General features: G+C 63.1%; 11 protein-coding genes and 1 tRNA gene. 6 read left to right on the top strand and 6 right to left on the bottom strand.

Features of this window, described 5'->3' with window-relative positions; all coding sequences use genetic code 11:
• Positions 1-89: 89 nt before the first annotated feature.
• On the top strand, positions 90-980 hold the full coding sequence (locus AC1DXN_RS16725) for a DUF937 domain-containing protein (protein ID WP_477274644.1): 891 nt from the start codon (positions 90-92) through the stop codon (positions 978-980).
• Between the two features lie 164 nt (positions 981-1,144).
• Here the strand turns inward: AC1DXN_RS16725 and AC1DXN_RS16720 are convergent, their stop codons facing one another.
• Entirely contained in the window at positions 1,145-1,435 is a 291-nt protein-coding gene (locus tag AC1DXN_RS16720) for a DUF1127 domain-containing protein (RefSeq protein ID WP_477248856.1), read from the bottom strand.
• 177 nt (positions 1,436-1,612) lie between these two features.
• On the opposite strand from AC1DXN_RS16720, the gene AC1DXN_RS16715 reads away from it, so the two are divergent.
• The gene (locus AC1DXN_RS16715; protein ID WP_477248857.1) at positions 1,613-2,569 is read left to right on the top strand and encodes a LysR substrate-binding domain-containing protein; all 957 of its coding nucleotides are present in this window, start codon (positions 1,613-1,615) and stop codon (positions 2,567-2,569) included.
• A gap of 52 nt (positions 2,570-2,621) precedes the next feature.
• Here AC1DXN_RS16715 and AC1DXN_RS16710 read toward each other — a convergent pair whose 3' ends face one another.
• Positions 2,622-4,838 (bottom strand): bifunctional diguanylate cyclase/phosphodiesterase, encoded by a 2,217-nt coding sequence (locus AC1DXN_RS16710; protein ID WP_477274646.1) that lies wholly within the window; start codon positions 4,836-4,838, stop codon positions 2,622-2,624.
• A 121-nt stretch (positions 4,839-4,959) separates the two neighbouring features.
• Here AC1DXN_RS16710 and xseA point away from each other — a divergent pair, with 121 nt between their 5' ends.
• Positions 4,960-6,525, top strand: coding sequence for an exodeoxyribonuclease VII large subunit (xseA, locus tag AC1DXN_RS16705; RefSeq protein ID WP_477274648.1), 1,566 nt, complete (start codon positions 4,960-4,962; stop codon positions 6,523-6,525).
• Positions 6,526-6,618: 93 nt separating this feature from the next.
• A complete protein-coding gene (locus tag AC1DXN_RS16700; protein WP_477274650.1) occupies positions 6,619-7,737 on the top strand; it encodes a DmpA family aminopeptidase in 1,119 nt (372 codons plus the stop codon).
• Between the two features lie 75 nt (positions 7,738-7,812).
• Here the strand turns inward: AC1DXN_RS16700 and AC1DXN_RS16695 are convergent, their stop codons facing one another.
• From AC1DXN_RS16695 to AC1DXN_RS16685, 3 genes are all read right to left on the bottom strand, one after another.
• The gene (locus tag AC1DXN_RS16695; RefSeq protein ID WP_477248861.1) at positions 7,813-8,067 is read right to left on the bottom strand and encodes a hypothetical protein; all 255 of its coding nucleotides are present in this window, start codon (positions 8,065-8,067) and stop codon (positions 7,813-7,815) included.
• Between the two features lie 176 nt (positions 8,068-8,243).
• Positions 8,244-8,320 (bottom strand) — tRNA-His (locus AC1DXN_RS16690).
• 362 nt (positions 8,321-8,682) lie between these two features.
• Positions 8,683-9,138, bottom strand: a complete 456-nt coding sequence (locus AC1DXN_RS16685; RefSeq protein ID WP_477248862.1) for a phasin — start codon at positions 9,136-9,138, stop codon at positions 8,683-8,685.
• A gap of 243 nt (positions 9,139-9,381) precedes the next feature.
• On the opposite strand from AC1DXN_RS16685, the gene AC1DXN_RS16680 reads away from it, so the two are divergent.
• Together AC1DXN_RS16680 and AC1DXN_RS16675 are read left to right on the top strand one after the other, a co-directional pair.
• Complete coding sequence (locus tag AC1DXN_RS16680) at positions 9,382-13,179, top strand: PAS domain S-box protein (RefSeq protein ID WP_477274652.1); 3,798 nt, start codon at positions 9,382-9,384, stop codon at positions 13,177-13,179.
• A gap of 367 nt (positions 13,180-13,546) precedes the next feature.
• On the top strand, positions 13,547-14,362 hold the full coding sequence (locus tag AC1DXN_RS16675; protein WP_477274654.1) for an SDR family NAD(P)-dependent oxidoreductase: 816 nt from the start codon (positions 13,547-13,549) through the stop codon (positions 14,360-14,362).
• Between the two features lie 21 nt (positions 14,363-14,383).
• Here AC1DXN_RS16675 and AC1DXN_RS16670 read toward each other — a convergent pair whose 3' ends face one another.
• A complete protein-coding gene (locus AC1DXN_RS16670) occupies positions 14,384-16,342 on the bottom strand; it encodes an acetoacetate--CoA ligase (protein WP_477274656.1) in 1,959 nt (652 codons plus the stop codon).
• Positions 16,343-16,566: the final 224 nt, after the last annotated feature.

Below are 16,566 nucleotides of genomic sequence, written 5' to 3'. Positions count from 1 at the left end.
GTCCGATCGGCAGTTTGGCAAAAGTCGCTTCAATCGGTGATGGAAACAAACTAGGTTTCTCCCAAGAGGATTTTCCGGAGGAGAGACCAATGCCTTCCTTGTTCGACATGCTGGCGCAGGCCCAGAACGGCAATGGCATGCAGGCGCTTGCCCAGCAGTTCGGGCTTTCGATGCAGCAGACGCAAGCTGCGGTCGCCGCGCTGCTGCCGGCCTTTTCGCAAGGGCTGCAGCGCAACACTGCCGACCCTTACGGACTCGGCGCCTTCATGACGGCCATGGCGAGCGGCCAGCACGCCAAATATTTCGAGGATGCAACCCGAGCCTTCTCGCCGCAAGGCGTCGACGAAGGCAACGGCATTCTGGGGCATTTGTTCGGTTCGAAGGATCTGTCGCGTGCCGTTGCCAGCCAGGCTGCGCAAGCGAGCGGCGTCAGCCAGCAGATCCTGCAGCAGATGCTGCCGGCCATGGCCTCGATGATGATGGGTGGACTGTTCAAGCAGACCACCAACCAGATGCAGGCGGCAGGCGGCTTCGGCGGCGGTGGCAACCCGCTCGGCGAGATCATCGAGCAGATGATGCGGCAGGCGGGCGGTGGCGCGCCGGCACCGCAGCAGCCCCAGAGCCCGATGGACAATCCGCTCGGCAAAGTGCTGCAGGATATGTTCGGCGGCGGCACGCAGCAGCCGCAAAGCCAGCCGCAGCCGGCACCCAATCCCTATGGCGACAATCCGCTCGGCAAGGTGCTGCAGGACATGTTTGGCGGCGCCCTGCCCGGCGGACAGCCGGCGCCGCAGCAACCTCAGGCGCGCCAGCAAAATCAGGCGCCGCAGCCACAAACCAATCCGAGCGGCAGGCCCAAGAACCCGTTCGACGATCTGTTCGGCAAGATGTTCGAGACCGGCGCCCAGCAGCGCGACGAGTACCAGAAGGGCATGGAAACGATCTTCGATCAGTTCAGGAAGGGCATGGACCGGCGGTAGCGGCTGGTGCCCCAAAAAGAAAAGCCCGGTCCTTGAGAGGACCGGGCAGTGTGCAGGCGAGCCGGCGGGGAACCGGCAGGGAGTGGGGAGCCTGCGATATCACTTGGTCGCGTCACGCCTCAAAAAGGTTCAACGCAAACCGAAACAGCACCCGACCAACGCGATCAGGCAACCTTGCGGGCGAAATCCTCGATCGTCTCGGCGCGATCGCTCGCGATCGAGCGCAACTTCGCCGTCGGATCGCGGCCGAACGGCACGGCGATGGCGACGTGCAGGTCGGCACGCGTCAGGCCAATGTCGGCGAGTTCGGCGTCCGACATCTCGCCAAGGCGATAGAAGGCGCGGCGATTTTTCCAGGCGCGATAGACGTTGGCGATCGTATTGGCCACGCGCGTCGCAACGGCCGGACGCGAGGTGATGCGCGAGGTCTCGGTGGCGAAATCAAACGTGGTCATGTCGGTCTCCTTCAGACTCGAACGGACAAAACCCGACGATCGGCGCTGGCGACAGCGGCCGTTCCGGCTTCGATTCACATGCCTTCATGTGGACAATGCCTATTTGCCATCACCCGATTGATTAATCCAACGAATGTTTCTAATCTTTAGCATCAACGCTAGTGATGGATCATGTCGATGAAAGCACCGCTCGATCTCGATCAGTTGCAGACCTTCATCTCGATTGCCGACACCGGCAGCTTCACCCGCGCCGCCGAAGAGGTGCACCGGACCCAGTCGGCGGTGTCCATGCAGATGCGCCGGCTGGAGGAGCGGATCGGCAAGCCGCTGTTCGAGAAGGACGGGCGCACCAACAGGCTGACCGAGGAAGGCGACAAGCTGCTTTCCTATGCAAGACGGTTGCTCTACCTCAACCGGGAGACGCTGGCCGCCTTTGACGACCGGCGGCTCGAAGGCACCATCCGCATCGGCACGCCGGACGACTATGCCGACCGCTTCCTGCCCGAGATCATGGCGCGGTTCGCACGCTCCAATCCGCGTGTCGAACTGACCGTCATCTGCGAACCGACCCCGGGGCTGGTCGAGCACATCAAGCGCGGCAATCTCGATCTGGCGCTGGTGACGCACAATGATGCGCGCGGCCAGTCGGAAGTGGTGCGGCGCGAGCCGCTGCTGTGGGTCACTTCGGCCAACCACGCGACGCATGAGCAGGAAACCCTGCCAATGGCCTTTGGCCGGCCGAACTGCATCTGGCGGCGTGCCGCCGTCGATGTCCTCGACCGGCAGAACCGCGACTACCGCATCCTGTTCACCAGCTTCTCGGCAACCGTCATCACCGCCGCCGTGTTGGCCGGCCTGGCAATTTCGGTGCTGCCGGAATGTGCGCTGCGGCCCGGCATGCGGGTGCTGGGCGAAGCCGACGGCTTCGGCGCCCTGCCCGATTGCCGCATCGGCATCATGCGCGGCCAGACCTCACGACCGGAGATCGTCGACGCGCTCGCCCGCCATATTTCGGAAAGCCTCGACAACATTTCCGTGCCGCTCGGCGAAGAGACCGGAACATTCGACTTTTCCGCGCTCGCCTTCACGAAGGTGAAACGGACCAAGCCGAACCAGATTCTGCCGGGCTGGTAGAACAGTTCGTATCTTGGTTCCGAAACCGGATTCCACTTTTCGGGATCATGCTCTAGGCGCGAGCGGCTGCCTGCTCGCTGGCGTCGGCGCCGGACGACAGGCCCGGAAGACCCAGCAATTGGGCCGGCTCCAGCGGTGGCGACAGAAGATAACCCTGTAGCTGCTGACAGCCCATGCCGACGAGCAGCGCCATCTGCCCCTCGGTCTCGACACCTTCGGCGGTGACTGCGACATCGAGGGCGCTGGCGAGATCGATCAGCGCCTTGACGATCGCCGCCGAATTGCCGTCACCGTCGAGAAGGCGGACGAAGGAGCGATCGATCTTGAGCTTGTCGATGGCGTAGCGGCGCAAATAGCTCAGCGACGAATAGCCGGTGCCGAAGTCATCAAGCACAATGCCGACGCCCGACTGGCGCAAGGCAGCCAGAGCCATTCTGGTTGTATCGTTATTTTCCAAGAGCACGTTTTCGGTAATCTCAAGCTGCAGTCGGCCCGGCGCCAGCCCGGTCTCGGCAAGGATCGACGCAACCAGGTCAGCGAAACCGGCGTCGCGCAATTGCAGCGGCGATACATTGACGGCCACCCAAGGCAATTCCGTGCCAATGGCAAAGCGACAAGCTTCAAGCAGCACCCACTCGCCAAGTTGGCCGATCATGCCACGTTCTTCGGCGATGGCGATGAATTGTGCCGCCGGCAATGCCCCGTGGACCTCGTGCGCCCAGCGGATCAGTGCTTCCGCGCCGAGCATCGTCTTGCCGTCCGCCGCGAAGATCGGCTGATAGGCCAGCTTGATGCCGGTTCCGCCGTTCAAGGCCTTGCGAAGCTCGCTCTCGACCTTGCGCTTGCGCAGCAGGAGGTCATCCATATCGCCGGCGAAGACCTGATAGCGGCCGCGGCCGGTCTTCTTGGCTTCGTAGAGCGCGATATCGGACTTGCGCAGCAGATCGTCGGCGCTGGCATCGGGACCCGCCGACAAGGCAATGCCGATGCTGGCGCTGACGAAGACCTGATCGTCGATCAGCTTGAAGGGCTCCTGCAGTATTTGCAGGATCCTGTCAGCAATATCTTCCGTGGCTCTGATATCGCGGATATCGATCAGGATCAGGGCGAATTCATCACCGCCAAGCCGCGCCACCGTGTCGACTTCGCGTATCGTCTGCTGCAGCCGGGTCGCGGTCTGGCGCACAAGTTCGTCGCCGGCCGGATGACCGAGCGTATCGTTGACGTGCTTGAAGCGATCGATGTCGAGGTAGAGCAGCGCCACCCTGGCCGTATCATGACTGGCGGTGAGCAAAGCGCGCCGCAGCCGGTCTTCGAACAGGGCCCGGTTGGGAAGACCCGTAAGCGTGTCGTGGAAAGCGAGATACTGCGCCTGGTCCTGGCTGGTCTGCAGCGCGGATGAGGCCCGGCGCAGACGCCGCAACAGGAATGCCAGGACGCTGGCGGCAAGCAGCAGACCGCCGATCAGTGCCGGGCCGGCCTTGCGCACCAGCGTCAGGCCGGGACGCTCCTGATCCCAGCCGATATAGCCCAGGATAATGCCGCGCGAATCGACCAGCGGAATGGCGGCCGAGCCGGTCGGCTGCGACAAAGGCAGCAGGTGCGCGCCGGCCAACAGATACTTTTCGGCGATCTTGCCGATCACCACGTCGTTGATGAACTGCACCGAGACATGGAGATACTCCGTGCCCGGCGCTTGCGTGACGCGGTCCGAACTCGGCACTAGCGGCATGATGCTGAGGATGGCGGGCTTGCCGCCAAGCGACACCAGATCTTCGGCAACCAGTTTGACCGGATCGTCGCCCTCATTTTCGTTCGACGCCTGGCTGATCAGCCGGCGCAGCCTTTCGACGCTGGGCAGCAGAGCGGGTTCGTCCTCGCCATAGGCGCTCAGCGCCACCACCTGTCCTTCATGCATCGCATGGATCGGGCGGTTGGCGGCATCCAGCACATAGACCCGGTTGTGGCCATAGTAGGAATACATCCAGACGCTGATGTTCTCGACCATCCACTGCTGGTTGCCGGCCTTGGCGTTGATGACGGCATCGTCCCAGACGGCGATACTTTCCTGCTCGCGCTCCACGGCCGCGATCTGATCGTTAAGGCCATTGGCGAAAAAGACCTTCTGCCGTTCGAGGGAGACGTGGTCAGCCTGGATGGTGGCGTACAAGCCAAAGCCGAAGACCATGGCCAGCGCAAAAACGGCAAGCGCCAGCACCGTCAGGGTGACCTGGGACGTCAACGGACTGCGGTGCGTGCGTTCACTCATGCGTCTTGGGCTAGCTCCCTTGCCGTAGAGTCAATCAAATCGGGCTTAAGATCACGTTATGAACCGAACCGAAAAGCGCGGCCGTCTTGACGCGGGCGGACAACAGTCCCCCAATCGGCCCATGAGCGATGCAGCATCCGAATCACGCACCAATGCCGCCGAATACACGGTGAGCGAGATTTCCGGCGCGCTGAAGCGCACGGTCGAGGACGTCTTCGGCAATGTGCGGGTGCGCGGCGAGATTTCAGGCTATCGTGGGCCGCATTCCTCCGGTCATGCCTATTTCGCGCTGAAGGATGACCGGGCGCGGCTCGACGCCGTGGTCTGGAAGGGCACGATGAGCCGGCTGAAATTCCGCCCCGAAGAGGGGATGGAGGTGATCGCCACTGGCAAGCTCACCACCTATCCCGGAAAATCCAACTACCAGATCGTCATCGACAATCTCGAGCCCGCCGGCGCCGGAGCGCTGATGGCGCTTTTGGAAGAACGCAAGCGGCGGCTGCAGACCGAAGGCCTGTTCGATGCCGGCCGCAAGCGGCTGTTGCCGTACATGCCGCGCGTCATCGGCGTCGTCACCTCGCCGACAGGGTCGGTCATTCGCGACATCATCCACCGCATCAAGGACCGCTTTCCGCTGCACGTGCTGGTCTGGCCGGTGCGGGTGCAAGGCGAAACGGCCGGCGCCGAAGTCACTGCCGCCGTCAACGGTTTCAACGCGCTGGCCTGGGACGGCGCCATCCCGCGCCCCGATTTGTTGATCGTGGCGCGCGGCGGCGGCAGCCTCGAGGATCTGTGGGGCTTCAACGACGAGGCGCTGGCGCGGGCCGTTGCCGCCTCGCGCATTCCGGTGATTTCTGCCGTCGGCCATGAGACCGACTGGACGCTGATCGACCTGGTGGCGGATGTCAGGGCGCCGACGCCGACCGGTGCCGCCGAAATTGCCGTGCCGGTGAAAGCGGACCTCGAAGCGACGCTTGCCAGTCTCGCCGCAAGGCTGAAGGCCGCCGTTTCGCGCGGTTTCGAACGCAAGCGGCAGGCGGTGCGCGCGGCCGCCCGTGCGCTGCCCTCGCCCGACCAGTTGCTGGCGCTGCCGCGTCGGCGCCTGGACGAAGCGACGAGCCGGTTGGGCCGGGCGTTGAGCGTCAGCATCGATCGCAAGCGGGCCAGGCTTGCCGGGCAGCGGCTGACACCGGCCACTTTGTCGCGGCGCATCAACGAGGCCCGCACGTTGACCGGCCGCGACCTCGCCCGGGCGCAAGCAGCCTTCTTCGGCATCGTGCGCGAACGGCGGGCGCGATTTTCACGCACCGCGGCACGCCTATCGCCGGCGCCGATCGCGAGGCGGCAGAGATTGCAGGCAGACGCCGTGGCGGGCCTGTCGTGGCGGCAGGACCAGGCGATATCGAGGCGGCTGGACCGCTTGCGCGGAAGCCTGACCCAGGCCGACCGCCTGTTGGCGACACTATCGCACAAGGCGGTGCTGGCGCGCGGCTTTGCGCTGGTCAAGGACGCCGACGGCGCCGTGATCAAGCGAGCGGAGGACGTGGTGTCCGGAGCAGCCCTCTTGCTGGAGTTCGCCGACGGCACAGCGGATGCGGTTGCCACGAGCGGCACGGAACGGCCGAAGCCCGCTGCCAAGCCAGCGGCCAAAGCCAAGGCGCCGGGCGGTCAGGGTTCGCTTTTCTAGAGCAATTCCAGAAAAAGTGCGAAGCGGTTTTCCCGGGAAAAGCGCGTAGCACTTTCCCTAGGGAATTGCATCAAACAAAGAGATAGAGACGGTATGACCAGATACGACCCGCATCTGCAGACCCCATCGGGCAAGCCGCGCGCCCGTGCTTTCGCGATCCCGTTCGATGGCACGCCGGGCGCCTTCAATGCCATCACCGATGTATCAGGCGTGGCCGTCGGCTATACGACGCTGATCTCCGGCGACGGGCCGCTGATCGTCGGCAAGGGTCCAGTGCGCACCGGCGTGACGACGATCCTGCCGCGGCCGAGAAGCGAATTGGCAATCCCGGTGTTCGCGGGCATGTTCAGTGGCAATGGCGATGGCGAACTGACCGGCTCGCATCTGATCGATGAACTCGGCGCGTTCAATTTTCCGGTCACCATCACCAACACGCATTCCTGCGGCGTCAGTCGCGACGCGACGTTGCGCTGGATGCAGAGAACGCTGCCGCAATCGCTCGACAGCGCCTGGGCGCTGCCGGTGGCAGGCGAGACCTATGACGGCTTCCTCAACGACATCAACGGCCATCATCTGGACTTCGAGCATGTCTTTTGCGCGCTCGACGCGGCTCAAGGCGGGCCGATCGAAGAAGGCAGCGTCGGCGGCGGCACCGGCATGATCACCTTCGGCTTCAAGGCAGGGTCCGGCTCGTCTTCGCGCAGTGTCGAATGGAACGGTGAGCGTTTCACGGTCGGTTGCTTCGTCCAGTCGAATTTCGGCGCACGGCGAAACCTTGTCGTGCGTGGCATCAGGGCCGGAGCCGAGCTTGTCGAACCGGCGATCCGAGACAACACGCCGCGCGCCGAAAAGAGCTCGATCATCGCGGTCATTGCCACCGATGCACCGTTCATGGCGCATCAGATGAAGCGGCTGGCCAAGCGCGTGCCGCTCGGCGTGGCGCTGACGGGCGGCTATGGCTACACGACCTCGGGCGATATCTTCCTGGCCTTCAGCACCGCCAATCCCGACGCCGCGAGGGGGGCGCCGGGCAAGATGGTCAATGCCAGCTACATTCCGGATGCCGACATCAACCCGTTCTTCGATGCCGTGGTGCAGGCCACAGAGGAAGCCATCCTCAATGCGCTGGTCGCCACTGACGACATGACCGGGCGCGACGGCAATTTTGTGCCGGCGCTGCCGAAGGCATGGCTTAAGGAAAGATTCGGATAGTCTGGCGTGGAGTGAGAGGCGGGATAGCGTAACTCTCGACAGCCTTTGCCCGGCGCTTTCGCCGAGACAGGCTCGTCACTCGGCAGGCCTGCCAGAATTCGTTTGGCTCTGGTCGGCCTCGGCCGCCTCCTCGAGCCGCGATGCGATCAGTTCCTGAATATCGCCGACCTCCTCCTGGATGTCCTCCAGCGGAATGCCGACCTCGGCCGCCTTGGCGGCGCATTCGCGGGCAAGGGTCTCGGCCTGCTTCTCGATCTTTACCGGCGAGTGCTGGCACTGGACCTTTTCACCGATCCACCCACGCAAGAACTCGATCGCATGTTCACTCATACTGCATTTCCCTGGCGGCTATGCCGGTTGGTAATCGTAAACGTCCGCACCCGGTAAAGGATGCATGCTCCCATTCCAACCGAGTCGGCTTCGCCCGGCAAGCTGATCTTGTCCAAGGTCCGCAGAGCCGAAGGAAAGGAAGGGTTCAAGGAGCACATTCTGTTTGTTTGATATGGTGGTACCGTTGGCTGGGATCGAACCAGCGACCTCCGGATCCACAATCCGGCGCTCTAACCATCTGAGCTACAACGGCACATTTGCCTGAGCCAGATCGTGGTGAAAAATTCATTCTCCGAGATCCGCTCTGTCGTTCGGCGAAGCGTCCAATACGGTCTATCAGAGTCTAATTCAAGGCCTTTGATAAGGCAAAGCTGGTTCTGCGGACAGGCGGTGATTTTCATCAGCCGCTTTTCAACAGGCAAAGAAAAAGGCCGGCGGGAGGAGGTGCCGGCCTTTTCCTGTTACGAGCCAGCGGGAGGAGGTGCTGGCTGGTCACCCCGGGGAGCAGAGGGAGGAGGTTCCACTCGCCGGGTATTCACTTGACCAAATTAATTGCACATCTATTTGTCTGACGAAATGCGACCTTTTGTTGCATCGTCAGACCATGCGCAATTATTAGGCGGCCTTGATTTCCTTCAGCGCCTTCTCGAAGGCGGTCTTGATCGGCTTGGACACGTCTTCGGCCGCCTTGGAGGCAACAGCCTGCAAGTCCTTGGCCTGCTCGACGGTGGCCTCGACGCGCTTGCGCAGGAACGCGGTCTGCAGCTCGACGACTTCCGACAGCGACTTGGCGCCGATCAGGGCTTCGAGATGCGAGAAGCCGGCTTCGGCGTTGGCGCGGAAAGCAGCGATGGTCTTGAGCGACAGGTCGCTGGAAACGGTCTTGGCGGTTTCGAAGGTCGACTCCAGAGCCTTCTGGGTCTCCTCGGCGCCGGTCTTCAGCTTGGCGTAGGCTTCCTTCGACTGCTCGACGCCCTTTTCGGCGAAAGCGCGCATCTGGTCGGTGGCCTTGGAAGCGTCAAAGCTCGGGAATTCAACGTTTTCGATCGTGTCAGTTTTGGTCCTGGACATTTTTCCATCCTTTTCCGGCGGCTTTGACAGAAAGCCGTCTCGTTCATGTATGATGGCAATATATAGGTTTTTTTGTGCATTGCAATATCTTTGTTGCAGTGCACCATAAAATTCTTCAGGGCGTTAACCAAACGTCCAGATTCCGGTCGCTGCACGTTATGGCTTGTGGACCTTCGCGCCGCCGGCTTTTATTAATAAAGCGTTAACTGCAAATTGCCCGCTCTGTAAGGGTCCGCCAAGCACATGCCGTCCGAAAACTACTCTTTCCTCGACGTCGCGGTGCTCGACGCGGTGCGCCAGCGCTTTGCCGCCGGCGACGCGATCGCCATATTGTCGGCCGACCTCGAACAGGTGATCTGGGCCAATGGACCGGGCGCTGCGGTGTTCGGCTATCCCGACATCGAAGCGATCATCGGCGCCTCGGCGCGCCTGCCGCTGATTGCCCGGCGCCAGATCATGGCGACCAGCGGTTTTCCGGAGATCGGCCACGATCGTTCGATCACGGTCCGGCTGGCGACCGGCATGACCAGCAACGCCGTCGGGTTCCTGGCCAGTGCGGTGACGATGCCGGATGGCGAAAGCGCGATCATGCTGGTGGTGCCGGCGGCGCAGACCGGCTCACGCAGCGCGGCCGAGACTGCCGCGCGCGCCATCAGCGGCTTTACCGAACACGGACACTTCATCGCTTTTGTCGATGCTTCGGGCGCCGTCGAGGCCGCTTCGGATGGGTTTTCGGCACTCGGGATCCTGCCGCAGACGCTGGCCGCGCTTGTCGCGGACGTGACCGCTGAGAACGACCGCATCGTCAAGCGCCTGGTTCCAGGCGGCGCCGCCTCCTATCCAGCCGGCTTCGCCAAGCTGACCGATACGCGGCACCTTCTGGTGGTGATCGACGAAGACCAGCTTGATGACGAAAGCCCTGCCGAGCCCATCAGCGAGGCGGAAGCCATCACCGGTGAGGTGGCGGACGATGTCGTTGGCCAGCCGGAAGCAGCTCAGAACAACGAGCCGACGGCCGCGACGGCGGAGGTGACAACAGAGCCTGTCCCTGAAGTCGCCGAACTGATCCCGGCATCGTCGGAACACGCCGAATCGACCGGACCGCAAGCGGCGGCAAGTGACCCGGTGGCCAGCCCGGCGCAGCATGATCATTGGTATTTCAATACCGGCGAGGACGACGCGAAGCAGCCGGACCAATCCGAACCTGTTGAAACTGCGGCTGCGTCGGATGTTGCGCCGGAAAGCGCGAAACAGGACGCCCCTCAGGCCACCACCCCGGTAGAGCGTTCCGCTCGGCCGATTGACCGTTCGGCGCCGCCGCTGCGCTTCGTCTGGCGCACCGATGCCGAAGGCAAGTTCAGCACCCTGTCGCCCGAATTCGCCGACATCGTCGGCAAGCCGGCCGCCGACGTGATCGGCCGCCGCTTCAAGGATGTGGCGGCCACCTTCGGCCTCGATGCCTCCGGCGAGATCGCCGGCCTGCTCGAACGGCGCGACACCTGGTCCGGGCGCTCGGTGCTGTGGCCGGTTGCCGGCACCGATCTGAAGATACCTGTCGATCTGGCGGCGCTGCCCGTCTACGGCCGCAGCCGCGCCTTCGAAGGTTTTCGCGGTTTCGGCGTTGCCCGCGCCAGTGACGCGGTGGTCGATCCGGAAGCCATCGGCATGACGCTGGTCCCCAATAGCGAGACAAAAGCGGCGACAGAGCCTGCGGTCGAAGAGACCGTGGCCGAGGCGCCTAAGCCGGCCGACCCGTTCAAGGGCGAGGTGCCGGCGCTGACCATCGTGCCGAAACAGGAACGCCGCTTCGCTGACAAGGTGATCCGGTTGGCCGAGCATCGGCAACCGGCCAACGACAAGCAGCCGGCAAGTGAGAGGGGCCTGTCAACGCTGGAACGCAGCGCGTTCCGTGAGATCGGCGAGCGGCTTAGGAAAGACAGTTCAGCGGCGGCCGAGCAGCCAATGGCTGAACAGCCAGACGCCGAGAAGCCGGATGCCGAAAGGCCGGTGGAAGCGGCCGTCGAAGATTTGGTCGCCGCGGCCGAGCCGCCTGAAACCGATGCCGAAGACGAGAAGGATCTGGCGCGGCTCGACGGCGAGCGGCCGGACGAGGTCGTTCCAGAGAGTCCAGTCGAGCAACCCATTGTGCCTGCAGTCTCGGGTTCCCTGCTCAACTACGCCGATAGGACAGACGAAGCCGCCAAAGATGACGACCAGGCGCCGGTTTCCGAACCGGATGAAGAGGCGGCGACGCAAGCGAGTGCCGACCCCACCAAGGCTGCCGCGCAGCCCACAGCGGAGACATCCGCGACAGCCGATGCGGGGCAAACAGCCCGCGCTGCCGCAGACGACGACAGCATGACGGCTGCCGACTTCCGCGACGCCGAAGATGACGAGGATTGGGCGCAGCCCGACGACGAAGCCGCTTCAGGCGCTACGGCTGGGGCTATGGAAACTGCTCCGGTCGAGCGACCGCGCCTCAAAGTGCCGCCGCTCAGGCTTGAAGGGTTCGTGCCCTCGGCGTTTTCGGCCGGAGACGAAACCAAGGCCCCGGATACGTCGATCCTCGGCAAATTGCCCGTCCCCTTGCTCATCCATTCCGGCGACGAGCTGCATTATGCGAATGAGGAGTTTCTCAGCCTGACCGAGTACGACACGCTGGAGGATCTGAGTGATGCCGGCGGCCTCGGCGCGCTGTTTGCCGATCCCTACACCGACGAAAGCGCTTCCGACGGAGCCGATCGCGCGCTGCGGCTGAAGACACGCGACGGGCAGGAGTTCCCGATCGAGGCTATTCTGCGCTCGGTTCCGTGGCGCGACGGCAAGGCGCTGATGCTGGTGGTGCGCCGCACCGGCGACGACGAGGCTCCGGCAGCTCTGCATAGCGCGCCCAACGAACAGACACAGCCGGACATTTCCGAACTCAAGAGCCGCATTGCCGAAATGCGCACCATCATCGACACCGCCACTGACGGCGTCGTGCTGATCGGCCGCGACGGAGCGATCCGCTCGATCAGCCGCCCCGCGGAAGCGCTGTTCGGCTTCGACAGCGACGAGGTGACCGGCAAGCCCTTCGCCTCGCTGTTTGCCATCGAAAGCCAGCGCGCGGCGCGCGACTATCTCAGCGGGCTTTCCGAACCCGGCGTGGCGAGTGTGATGAATGACGGCCGCGAAGTGATCGGACGCGAGGCGCAGGGGCGTTTCATTCCGCTGTTCATGACCATCGGCAGGCTGCCCAACGACAGCGGCTTCTGCGCCGTGGTGCGCGACATCACGCAGTGGAAGCGAGCCGAAGAGGATCTAACCCAGGCGCGCGCGGTGGCCGAACGCGCCTCGTCGCAGAAGACCGATTTTCTGGCGCGCATCAGCCACGAGATCCGCACGCCGCTCAACGCCATCATCGGCTTTTCCGAACTGATGGTGGACGAGAAATTCGGACCGGTGGCCAATGACCGCTACCGCGACTATCTGCGCGACATCAACCGCTCGGGCAACCATGTACTCGACCTCGTCAACGACCTGCTCGACATCTCGAAGATCGAGGCCGGCCAGCAGGAGATGGACTACGAAGCGGTGTCGCTCAACGACACGCTGGGCGAAACGGTGGCGATGATGCAGCCGCAGGCCAACCGCGAACGTGTCATCATCCGCTCCAGCTTCGCGTCGCGGTTGCCGGAAGTGGTGGCCGACCTGCGCAGCGTGCGCCAGATCGCCCTCAACATCCTGTCCAACGCCATCCGCTACACGCAAGCCGGCGGCCAGGTGATCGTCTCGACTGCCTATGAAACCTCCGGCGATGTCGTCATGCGCGTGCGCGACACCGGCATCGGCATGAGCCAGGCCGAGATCGAGCAGGCGCTGAAGCCGTTCAAGCAGATCAATGCGCTGAAGCGCGGACGCGGTGATGGCACCGGTCTCGGGCTGCCGCTGACCAAGGCGATGGTCGAGGCGAACCGGGCCCGCTTCACCATCACCTCGACGCCCGGCGAAGGAACCCTGGTCGAAGTCGGCTTTCCTTCGACCCGCGTGCTCGCGGACTAGAGCCCTGCGCTTGCGAAACCAGATCCCGTTTCCGCGGGATCATGGTCCAGACAAAGAAAAGGCGTCCAAGAGGACGCCTTAAGTAATTGGATTGCTGTCACAACGGGGGCTTGAGCGAATTCAGATCCTCAGGGGACTTCGAGGAACGGGATTTCTCCGTCAAGTTACGTGAGACTATCGACGCCGGCCCTTAACAAGTCCTTACCAGCGTGATTGAAAATTTACGAAAGTGTACCACTCGTGAAATCTAGGTAAATTCCACCGACATATTTTGTTAACCATACCCGTGCTGTATTCGGCCTGCTGCCGCTGCTCGTGCTGGTCCTGCTGTTTCAGCGAAAGATGGCATCACCGCAGGAGCTGTGAAGTGTCCACGCAATCACTTTCCAGCAAGATCATCGTCGTTACCGGCTCTGGTGCCGGTATCGGTCTCGGCATCGCGCGGGCCTGTGTCGAAGCCGGCGCCACGGTGGTCGGCGCGACCCTGCTCGCCGAGCACCGCGACGCTGTCGAACGCGCCGGCGCCGAGTTCCTGCAAGTCGATGTCGCATCGCCGGAGAGCATCGCGGCTATGGCGGAGGCAATCGCGCAGCGATACGGCTCCCCGGACGGGCTGGTGAACAATGCCGGCGTCACCTTGCAGACGCCGTTTCTCGATGTGGCGCTTGGCGATCTGGACCGGCTCTGGCAGGTCAACCAGCGTTCGGTCTTCCTTGTCTCGCAGCACATCGCCCGGCTGATGATCAACGCACGGCGCGGCGGATCGAACGTCAACATTGCCTCGAACCACGCAGGCGCCACGCTTGCCGGCTATGAGATGTATGCGGCGACCAAAGGCGCTGTCGTTTCGATGACGAGAGCCATGGCGTGGAGCCTTGGCAAGCACCAGATCCGCGTCAATGCGCTCTGTCCCGGCCTGACCCGGACTGAAGCCATCGCCGAGATGTCGGCGAAGGATGCCGCGGCGGAACGCTATTTCAACACTGGGCACGCGACCGGGACATACAACACCGTGCCGCAGGTCGCAGCGACTGCTGTTTTCCTGCTTTCGGATCAAAGTGCGGCGTTCAGTGGAGCCGAACTGGTCGCTGACCAAGGGATGTCGGGGCGTTTGGGATTTGGCAGAGATCCAGAACCGAAGACCGGTGCGGCAAAGCGTGGTATCCGGTCCTGGCTGCGCTGACGTTCGGGTCGGGATGCCTGCTCAGTCGGCAAGCTGCGGCAGGTTCCTGAACAGCTCCAGCGCTTCGGGATTGGCGAGCGCTTCCTTGTTCTTGATGGCGCGGCCATGCACGACATCGCGCACCGCAAGCTCGGTGATCTTGCCCGATTTGGTGCGTGGAATGTCGGACACGGCGACGATCTTTGCCGGCACGTGACGGGGGCTCGCCCCGGTACGGATTTTCGCGCGGATGCGTTTTTCCAGGTCAGCGTCCAGCTGCACGCCAGCGGCCAGCCGCACGAACAGCACGACGCGCACGTCATTGTCGAAATCCTGGCCGATGCACAGCGCCTCCAGAATCTCGGGCATCTGTTCGACCTGGTTGTAGATCTCCGCCGTGCCGATGCGCACGCCGCCCGGATTGAGCGTCGCGTCGGAGCGGCCATGGATGATCATGCCACCATGCGCCGTCCATTCGGCGAAGTCGCCGTGACACCAGACATTGTCGAAACGCTCGAAATAGGCCGCGCTGTACTTCTTGCCTTCGGGGTCGTTCCAGAAGCCGATCGGCATCGCCGGGAACGCCTTGGCGCAGACCAGTTCGCCCTTCTCTTGCCTGACCGGCTTGCCGTCATCGTCCCAGACATCGACGGCAAGGCCAAGGCCCGGCCCCTGGATCTCGCCGGTCCACACCGGCTCAATCGGCACGCCGAGCACGAAGCAGGAGACGATATCGGTGCCGCCGGAGACCGAGGCCAGGTGGACGTCCTGTTTGATGCCGTCGTAGACGAATCGGAAATCCTCCGGCGACAGCGGCGAGCCAGTGGAGGAAATCGCCCGCACGCTCGACAGATCATGCGTCCTGATCGGCTTGAGGCCGGCTTTGCGCACGGAATCGATGAATTTGGCCGAGGTGCCGAAAAAGCTCATCTTCTCGGCATCGGCGAAGTCGAACAGCACATTGCCGTCGGGGTAGAAGGGCGAGCCGTCATAGAGCAGCAGCGTCGCTCCGGAGACGAGCCCCGACACCAGCCAGTTCCACATCATCCAGCCGCAAGTGGTGAAGTAGAAGAAGCGGTCGCCGTCGGTGAGACCGGCATGCAGCCGGTGTTCCTTGACATGCTGGATCAGCGTGCCGCCGGCTGAGTGGACGATGCATTTGGGAATGCCGGTCGTGCCTGACGAAAACAGGATGTAGAGCGGCTGCGCGAACGGCAATCGCTCGAAGGCGACGGGCTTGGCTGCAAAAGGTGCCAACGCGTCTTCGAGCGCCGCAGCCTTGTCGACGGTCACTGCCACATCGGCCGAGGTGCCGAGATAGTCGACGATCAGGATCTTGCGGACGGTGGTGAGCTTCGCCGCCACGGCAGCAATCTTGTCAGCCACCTCGATCGCCTTGCCATTGTACCAGTAGCCGTCCGGCGCAATGAAGACGACCGGCTCGATCTGACCAAAACGGTCGAGCACGCCCTGCTCGCCGAAATCGGGAGAGCAGGATGACCAGACCGCGCCGATCGAGGCAGCCGCCAGCATAGCGGCGACGGCTTCCGGCATGTTGGGTATCATGGCGGCGACGCGGTCGCCCTTTTTGACGCCGAGCGACAGGAAAAGCTGCTGCAGGCGCGACGTCAGCGCATGCAGTTCGTTCCAGGACAGCCGGCGCTCGACCTTGTCCTCGCCATGAAAGACGATTGCGTCGCCCGAGCCAGTCTTCTTCAGCAGGTTCTCGGCGAAGTTCAGCGTCGCTTGGGGGAAGAACGAGGCGCCGGGCATCTTGTCGCCATCGACGAGCACGGTCTCGCCCTTGTCGCCGACAATGCCACAGAAGTCCCAGACCAGGCTCCAGAAACCCTCGCGGTCCTCGACCGACCAGCTGTGGAGTTCGGCATAGGAGGCGAAGGATGTGCCGGCTTTTGCCGCAGCGGCCTTCATGAAGGCGGTCAATGGCGCCGCATCAATCCGGTCTTGTGTCGGGGTCCAGAGGGGGGCGTCGGCAGCCATGATCGTTCCTCCTTAAAGCACGTCGCGTTTGAAGGGATTTATGCCACGCGCTTTAAACTCTGCTTCATGCAAATCGCTGTCCCAAAACCGTCGCGCACCCTCGTATCAGGTCCGAGATGAAGACTTTTTGACATGCATTGGGCTACCTCGCTTATGCATATCGCAGCGCAGCAGAGCAAGATTTTGTTCGGGTCGACCGCGCTGGGTGTGCGCAAATGCCATCG

The organism is Mesorhizobium sp. P2_H9 (genome assembly GCF_056403215.1).
Note: the sequence above shows the minus strand (reverse complement) of the source record. Positions and strands in the feature narration are given on the sequence as shown.